6 protein-coding genes are annotated in these 7,705 nt (G+C 70.2%); 4 read left to right on the top strand and 2 right to left on the bottom strand.

Features of this window, described 5'->3' with window-relative positions; genetic code table 11:
* From dxr to I9P22_RS22355, 4 genes are all read left to right on the top strand, one after another.
* On the top strand, nt 1–935 hold a 935-nt coding region (gene dxr / locus I9P22_RS22340; RefSeq protein ID WP_199262241.1), incomplete at its 5' end, for a 1-deoxy-D-xylulose-5-phosphate reductoisomerase.
* Nucleotides 932–2,260: an RIP metalloprotease RseP gene (gene rseP / locus I9P22_RS22345; protein WP_199262243.1), complete on the top strand. Its 1,329-nt coding sequence runs from the start codon at nt 932–934 to the stop codon at nt 2,258–2,260. The genes dxr and rseP, both read left to right, overlap by 4 nt.
* Before the next feature lie 104 nt (nt 2,261–2,364).
* A complete protein-coding gene (bamA, locus tag I9P22_RS22350) occupies nt 2,365–4,701 on the top strand; it encodes an outer membrane protein assembly factor BamA (protein WP_199262245.1) in 2,337 nt (778 codons plus the stop codon).
* 2 nt (nt 4,702–4,703) lie between these two features.
* Nucleotides 4,704–5,501: an OmpH family outer membrane protein gene (locus I9P22_RS22355; protein ID WP_233253541.1), complete on the top strand. Its 798-nt coding sequence runs from the start codon at nt 4,704–4,706 to the stop codon at nt 5,499–5,501.
* Nucleotides 5,502–5,637: 136 nt separating this feature from the next.
* On the opposite strand, the gene I9P22_RS22360 is transcribed toward I9P22_RS22355, so the two are convergent.
* Together I9P22_RS22360 and I9P22_RS22365 are read right to left on the bottom strand one after the other, a co-directional pair.
* Complete coding sequence (locus I9P22_RS22360) at nt 5,638–6,585, bottom strand: nucleoside hydrolase (protein ID WP_199262249.1); 948 nt, start codon at nt 6,583–6,585, stop codon at nt 5,638–5,640.
* 60 nt (nt 6,586–6,645) lie between these two features.
* The coding region (locus tag I9P22_RS22365) for a penicillin acylase family protein (protein ID WP_199262251.1) at nt 6,646–7,705 on the bottom strand (1,060 nt) is incomplete at its 5' end.

Raw genomic sequence — 7,705 nt, forward strand, 5'->3', positions numbered from 1 at the left:
CGGGGCCGCAGGCCGTGGCCGAGGCCGCGGCACGCCCGGCCGACTGGACGCTCTCGGCCATCGTCGGCGCCGCCGGCCTGCCGCCGGGGCTGGAGGTGCTGGCCCGCGGCGGCACGCTGGCGCTGGCCAACAAGGAAACCCTGGTCGCCGCCGGGCCTCTGGTCATGGCCCGCGCGCGCGAGACCGGCGCTCGCATCCTGCCGGTCGATTCCGAGCATTCCGCGATATTCCAGGCACTTCAGGGTGAAGACCTCGATTCTGTCGAGCATGTGACCATCACCGCTTCGGGCGGCGCCTTCCGCGACTGGCCGCTGGAGCGGCTGGCGCAGGCGACGGTGGCCGAGGCCAGCCGGCACCCGAACTGGGACATGGGCCAGCGCATCACCATCGACAGCGCCAGCATGTTCAACAAGGCGCTGGAAGTCATCGAGGCGCATGAATTCTTCGGTCTCGGCATCGACCGGCTGCGGGTGCTGGTGCATCCGCAGTCGATCATCCATGCCATGGTCACCCATCGCGATGGCGGCAGCATCGCGCATCTGGGCGCGCCGGACATGCGCCATGCCATCGGCTATGCGCTGAACTGGCCGGCCCGCGCGGCGCTGCCGGTGCCGGCGCTGGACCTGGCGGCGATCGGCGGCCTGACCTTTGCCGCGCCGGACGAGGCGCGCTGGCCGGCGCTGCGCCTCGCGCGTGAGGCGATCCTGGCCGGCGGCGCTGCCGGCGCGGTGCTGAACGCCGCCAAGGAACAGGCGCTCGATGATTTCATCGCCGGCCGCATCCGCTTCACCGACATGGCCCCGGCGGTGGAACATGCGCTGGATCGGGCCGCGCGCGAACCGGGCTTCGCGCAAAGCCCCGGCGATCTGGAGACGGTGCTGGCCTGGGACGGGTTCGCCCGCCGGGCGGCTGCACAATGGCGGGGCGCGGCATGAGCATGATCCTGGACAGTCTGGGCGGTTTCCTGTGGACCGCCGCCGCCTTCATCGTCGCGCTGTCGATCATCGTGACCGTGCATGAATACGGCCATTACATCATCGGCCGGCTGTCCGGCATCAAGGCCGAGGTGTTTTCTCTGGGCTTCGGCCCGCGCCTGTTCGCCCGCCGCGACCGGCATGGCACGGTCTGGCAGGTGGCGGCGATTCCGCTGGGCGGCTATGTGCGCTTCCTGGGCGACGCCAATGCGGCCAGCGCCGGCTCGGGCGTCGCGGTCGATCCGGCCCGCGCCCGCCAGACGCTGGGCGGCGCACCGCTCTGGGCGCGCTTCGCCACCGTGGCGGCGGGGCCGGTCTTCAACTTCATCCTGTCGATTCTGGTCTTCGGCGGTATGGCGATGTGGCAGGGCCTGCCGGTGGACGAGGTGCGGATCGGCCGGCTGCACGCCACCCCGCCGGGGGTCGAGATGCAGCTTCGGCCCGGCGACCGGGTGATCGCGCTGGACGGGCGGCTGGTGGCCGACTGGCAGGACATCGGCGATCTGGCCGCGAATCTGTCGGCACGCCCGAGCCATGACTGGACGGTGATCCGCGACGGGGTCGAGCTGACGGTGGCCGGGCCCGACCCGATGCCGCCGCTGATCACCGGCATCGCCCCGCGGAGCCCGGCCGCCGCGGCGGGGCTGCAGGCGGGCGACGTGATCCTGGCAGTGGACGGCACGCCCGTCTCGCGCTTCGACGACCTGCGGCGGCAAGTGCTGAAGGCCGAGGGGCGGCCGGTCCTGCTGCAGGTCTGGCGCGAGGGCGATGGTATCGCCGACTATGCCCTGGCCGCGCGCCAGCAGGATCTGCCCACCGAAAACGGCTACGAGAAGCGCTGGCTGATCGGCGTGACCGGCGGCGGCACCTATTTCGAGCCGGCCACCCGCCCGGCCGGGCCGGGCGAGGCGCTGGGGATCGGCGCGGCGCGGACCTGGGACATCATCGCCTCGTCGGTCTCGGGGCTCTGGGCCATGATCACCGGGCAGATCGGCAGCTGCAACCTGGGCGGCGCCATCTCGATCGCCGAGACCACCGGCCAGGCCGCCTCGGCCGGGGGCGGCAACTTCATCTGGTGGATCGCCGTCCTGTCGGCCGCCATCGGCTTCCTGAACCTGCTGCCGGTGCCGGTGCTGGATGGCGGGCACCTGATGTTCTACCTTTACGAGGCGGTCGCGGGCCGCCCGCCCTCGGGCCGGGTGATCGACATTCTCTCGGCGCTCGGCATGGCGGCGGTGCTGTCGCTGATGGTATTCGGCCTCACAAACGATCTTTTCTGCCCCTGAGCGGGTCTGACCTTTTGACAGTCCTGCCCGCTTCGCTGTATCCATCGGGGCAAATCCGGTGGGGTCAACCCGCCGGGCAACGCATTACTCGCGAGGGGCGGCGGATGACGGACAGGAAACTCGGCAAGGGCGCGCTGGCGCTGATCTCGGCGCTGGCGGTGGCCGGGCCGGTCGCGACGGTGGCGACGCCCGCCGCGGCCTATGTCTTCAGAAACGTGCGGATCGAGGGCAACCAGCGCATCGAGCCGGCGACGATCCTGTCCTATCTGGACCTGCCGCGCGGCCAGGACGTCTCGGGCGGGGCGCTGAACGACGCGCTGCAGCGGCTGCAGGGCTCGGGCCTGTTCGAGACGGTCGAGCTGGTGCCCTCGGGCGGCACGCTGGTGGTGCGGGTGGTCGAATATCCCACCATCAACACCATCGCCTTCGAGGGCAACAAGCGGCTCAAGGACGAGAACCTGGCCGAGATCGTCAAGTCGCAGTCCCGCCGCGTCTATTCCCCTGCCCAGGCCGAGGCCGATGCCGCCGCGATCAGCCAGGTCTACGCCTCGGAGGGGCGGCTGGCCGCCCGGGTCGATCCGCGCATCATCCGGCGCGGCAGCAACCAGGTCGACCTGGTCTTCGAGATCCTGGAAGGCAAGGTCACCGAGATCGAGCGCATCGGCTTCGTCGGCAACCGCGCCTTTTCCGACAAGCGGCTGCGCAACGTCCTGCAGACCAAGCAGGCCGGCATCCTGCGCACCTTCATCAAGCGCGACACCTTCGCGCCCGACCGGCTGCCGGTCGACGAGAAGCTGCTGACCGATTTCTACCGCTCGCGCGGCTATGCCGATTTCAAGGTGCAGGCGGTGGCGCCGGAACTGGCGCGCGAACGCGACGCCTTCTACATCACCTTCCAGATCCAGGAAGGCCCGCGCTATACCTTCGGCACCGTCAACACCGTCAGCGAGGTGCCGGGTGTGGACGCGGCCGAGTTCGCCGCCCAGAACCGGGTCAAGCGCGGCGCGGTCTACAATCCGACGGTGATCGACACCACCATCCGCCGGATGGAGGCGCTGGCGCTGCAGAAGGGGCTGAACTTCGTCAGCATCGAGCCGCGCATCACCCGCAACGAGCGCAATCAGACGCTGGACCTGACCTTCGCCCTGACCCGCGGCCCGCGCGTCTTCGTCGAGCGCATCGACATCGAGGGCAACACCACCACACTGGACGAGGTGATCCGCCGCCAGTTCACCACTGTCGAAGGCGACCCCTTCAACCCGCGCGAGATCCGCAATTCCGCCGAACGCCTGCGCGCGCTCGGCTATTTCGCGGATGTGCAGGCCGAAAGCCGCCAGGGTTCCTCGCCCGAGCAGGTCATCGTCGACGTGAACGTCGAGGAACAGCCGACCGGCAGCCTGAGCTTCGGCGTCAGCTACGGCGTCTCGACCGGCGTCGGCTTCAACCTGTCGCTGTCCGAGAAGAACTTCCTGGGCCGCGGCCAGCAGGTCGACCTGTCCTTCGCCACCGGCTCCGGGACGCAAAGCTCGGGCCTGACCTTCGTCGAACCCTATCTGTTCGGCCGCGACCTCAAGGGCCGGGCGCAGGTCTGGTATAACACCACCGACCGGCTGAACTCGGATTACAACACCCGCACCGTCGGCTTCCTGACCGGGCTGGAATTCCCGGTTTCCGAAAACGGCCGGCTGGAACTGCGCTACAAGCTCAGCAAGGACACGCTGTTCGACGTCGAGCAATATCACGTCGACGAGGAAAGCGGCGAATTGGTCGGCTCCTCGCCGATTCTCTATGGCGAGCAGGGCGGCTTCTTCACCTCGGCGCTTGGCTATACCTACAGCTATGACAGCCGCGTCGCCGGACTGGACCCGCTGACCAGCTATCGGCTGCGCTTCAGCCAGGACTTCGCCGGGCTGGGCGGCGACGTGGAATCGGTCACCACCTCGCTTTATGCCGGGGTGGAAAGCCGCGCCTGGCGCGAAAGCGTGACCATGCTGGCCGAGTTCGAGGCCGGCGCCGTGCACATGCTGGGCGACCAGAACAGCCGCTTCATGAACCGCTTCACCGGCAACGGCAAGATCCGCGGCTTCGAGCCGAACGGCATAGGGCCGCGCGACCTGGCGGCGCCGAACGAGGACGCGCTGGGGGGCAACTATTTCTGGGCGCTGCGCACCGAGCTGCAGTTCCCGCTGGGCCTGCCCGAGGAATACGGCATCACCGGCGGGTTGTTCGCCGATGCCGGCTCGGTCTGGGGACTCGACAACACCATGGGCGCTTTCGAGACGCCGGTCGATGACGGTATGCATCTGCGCGCCGCGGTCGGCGCCTCGCTGTTCTGGACGACGCCGATCGGTCCCCTGCGCTTCAACTTCGCCAAGGCCCTCAAGAAAGAGGATTACGACGAAGAACAGGCCTTCGACCTGACGATCTCGACCAAGTTCTGATGATGGGCGGGCGGCGTATCGCGGCTTGGGGGCTGGCGGTGCTGCTGGCGGTGCCGACCGGCACGTCGGCCCAGCAGCCCTCGCCCGAGCCGGTGCCGACACCCCGGGTGCCGGCGGGGACGGGTGACCATGCCGTGCCGCCGATGGTGGTCGAAACGCCGGCCCCCAAAGGCGAAGGGGTTCTGCCGGTCCTGACGCTGGACCAGGAGGCGCTTTACGCCCGCTCGCAATGGGGTCAGCGCGTTCAGGGCGAGCTGGAGCTGCGCGGCCGCGAGATCGCGGCCGAGAACGACCGGCTGGCCGACCAGTTCGCCGCCGAGGAGCAGCAGCTGACCGTGCTGCGCCAGACCCTGCCCGCGGACGAGTTCCGCCAGCGCGCCGACGAGTTCGACAAGCGGGTGGTCGAGGTGCGGCGTGCGCGCGACGCGGCGGCGCGCGAGCTGCAGGTCCGCGCCGACGAGGAACGCCAGGCCTTCTTCCGCGCCGTCCTGCCGGTGCTGGCCAAGCTGATGCAGGAGCGGGGCGCGGTCGCGGTCCTGGACCAGCGCGCCATCTTCGTCGCCTCGCAATCCATCGACATCACCGAGGCGCTGATCGAGCGCATGGACGGCAGCATCGGCGCCGGTCCCGCCGAGCCCGAAGCCGGTCCCGAGGCCGAGCCGGCGGACGAGTCCCCCGGTGCGCCGGAAGAGCCGCAGCCGGACGCGCCGGCGGGCGGAGAGGACGCTGCCGTGCAGCCCGGCACCACGCCGGAGTCGGATAGCCCGGCCGGCAACAATGCCGAGGGCGGCGGCGACTGATTCCGCAGGAGGGTGCCGGGCGGAATGGTCCTTCCGCTCTGGATCGCGGGCGGCGAGGGTCGCGCTAATCCAAGCGCCACCCTTCCTGGCGAGGCGCACCGGCGATGGGCGCCGTCCGCCTTCCCGATCCCATGACCTAGCCGACCCGCCGGTCCAGGTCGCCGATGCGCTCGGTCAGCAGGGCGAAGAAGCCCTCGGCGTCCACCTCGCGGATGAAGGTGGCGTTCGGGTCGCGGCCGCTGACGCGCCACCAGTCGGCGACGGTCATGCCCAGGGTGTATTCGCCCTGGGTCTCGATCTCGACATTGATGTAGCGGCCGGTGAACAGCTGCGGCTTCAGCAGCCAGGCGATGGTGCAGGGGTCGTGCAGCGGCGCGCCCTCGCTGCCGTATTTCTCGCGGTCGTAGCGCTCGAAGAAATCGGTCCAGCTGGCGACCGCCTGGCCGACGCGGCCCATGGCGCGCATGCCCTCGACCCAGGGCCGGCTGGTCAGCGCCCGATGCGTCACGTCCAGCGGCATCACCGTGATCGGGGCGCCGCTGGCAAAGACGATCCGGGCGGCTTCGGGATCGACATAGATGTTGAACTCGGCGGTGGGGGTGACGTTGCCGACCTCGAAATAGGCGCCGCCCATCAGCACGATCTCCTGCACGCGCGGGACGATGTCGGGCGCGCGCCGGAAGGCGGTGGCGATGTTGGTCAGCGGCCCGATGGGCACCAGGGTGATGCTGCCGGGCCTTTCGCGGCGCAGGGTCTCGATCAGGAAATCGACAGCATGCCCGGGGGCAAGCGCGATGCCCGGCTCGGGCAGGGTGACGCCGTCGAGGCCGGTCTTGCCATGCACATGCTCGGCGGTGACCAGCGGGCGCGCGAGCGGCGCGTCGCATCCGGCATAGACCGGCAGGTCGGGGCGGCCGGCCAACTCGCAGATCACCCGGGCGTTGCGCTCGGTGTGGTGCAGCGGCACGTTGCCGGCTACGGCGGTCAGGGCCAGCACCTCGAGCTCCGGGCTGGCCAGGGCCAGCAGGATGGCCACCGCGTCGTCCTGGCCCGGGTCGGTGTCGATGATGATCTTGCGGGCCATGAATCCCTCTCATGCTCTTGCGCCGCCAAGGAAACCCTTGGCCGCGCGGGATGCAAGCCCCTAGTTCCCCGCCGGCTGCAGATGGGTGATGCCGGCCGCCGCCGCCCGGGCCAGCGCCGGGTCCAGCGACATGCCGACATATTCGCCGCGCCGCCACAGCTCGGCCATGTCGTCGTAATGGCGCGAGAAGGGATGGCCGGACTGGCCGGTCGAGATGATGAAGACCGAACTGTCGGGATCGGCGAGGTCGTAGACCCCGCGATAGGCGGCGCCGGTCACGTTCAGCCAGGGATTGCGGCCATGGCCCAGGAAGCCCGCCTGCGCCACGGTCGAGGCGCCGCCCGAGGTCGGCTGCATCAGGTTCACGATATAGGAGATGCCGCGCATGTCCCCCAGCGCCGGGTGAACGTGGCGGGCGCGGTGCAGGTCGCCCCAGCGCCAGCTGGCGAGGTCGGGACCGAAGCGGGTGCTGAGGTCCAGCAATGCCGCGTCCAGCGCCTGGCGGGCGATCTGGGTACAGGTCTCGACCGGGGCGGATTGGCGGATGTCGCACCAGGCCGCGGCGCCGTCGCGATTGCGGAAGACGCGATCGATGAAATCCGGGTAAAGCTCGGTCAGGTCGTCGGACAAGGGTCCCAGGTCGTCGCGCACCAGTCGGTCCTGCAGCGCCCGCATCCAGGCGGCATAGATCAGCGGCTCGGGCAGGTGCTCGCTCATGGCGCCGTCCCAGTTCGCCAGCAGCGCCAGAGCGTCCTGGCGCTGGCGTTCGGGCGTGCCCTGGGCGGCGGGCTCGCCGGTGAACCACAGATCGGCGCCGACCAGCGGCAGCAGCGCCCGGGCGACCGGGCTGACGATGTCGTTCTGCGCGGCGATGAAGCTGTCGCGCGAATGCACCTCTCGCGAGTCGATCAGGTGGCGCAGCCGGTTCTGGCGATAGCCGTCGCCCCGGTCATGGCCGCGCCCGGCCGCGCTGCCGGGCGCGGCGGCGCCGGTGGTCGCGACGATGCCGTTCGGCGGGTCCAGCTCGGTCATCGCTTCCGGGGCCGGGTCCAGCCCCTGCCAGCGGTTCGCGGCGATCCAGCCGGGGGTGGGCATCCGGCCGCCGGTCTGGTGCCCGGCC

Source organism: Paracoccus binzhouensis, assembly GCF_016446475.1.
Lineage (GTDB): Bacteria > Pseudomonadota > Alphaproteobacteria > Rhodobacterales > Rhodobacteraceae > Paracoccus > Paracoccus binzhouensis.

Bases quoted from the DNA above. Each gene is read 5' to 3' on its own strand.
- rseP (WP_199262243.1), top strand. From the start codon at position 932: ATGAGCATGATCCTGGACAGTCTGGGCGGTTTCCTGTGGACCGCCGCC.
- bamA (WP_199262245.1), top strand. From the start codon at position 2,365: ATGACGGACAGGAAACTCGGCAAGGGCGCGCTGGCGCTGATCTCGGCG.
- I9P22_RS22355 (WP_233253541.1), top strand. From the start codon at position 4,704: ATGGGCGGGCGGCGTATCGCGGCTTGGGGGCTGGCGGTGCTGCTGGCG.
- I9P22_RS22360 (WP_199262249.1), bottom strand. From the start codon at position 6,585: ATGGCCCGCAAGATCATCATCGACACCGACCCGGGCCAGGACGACGCG.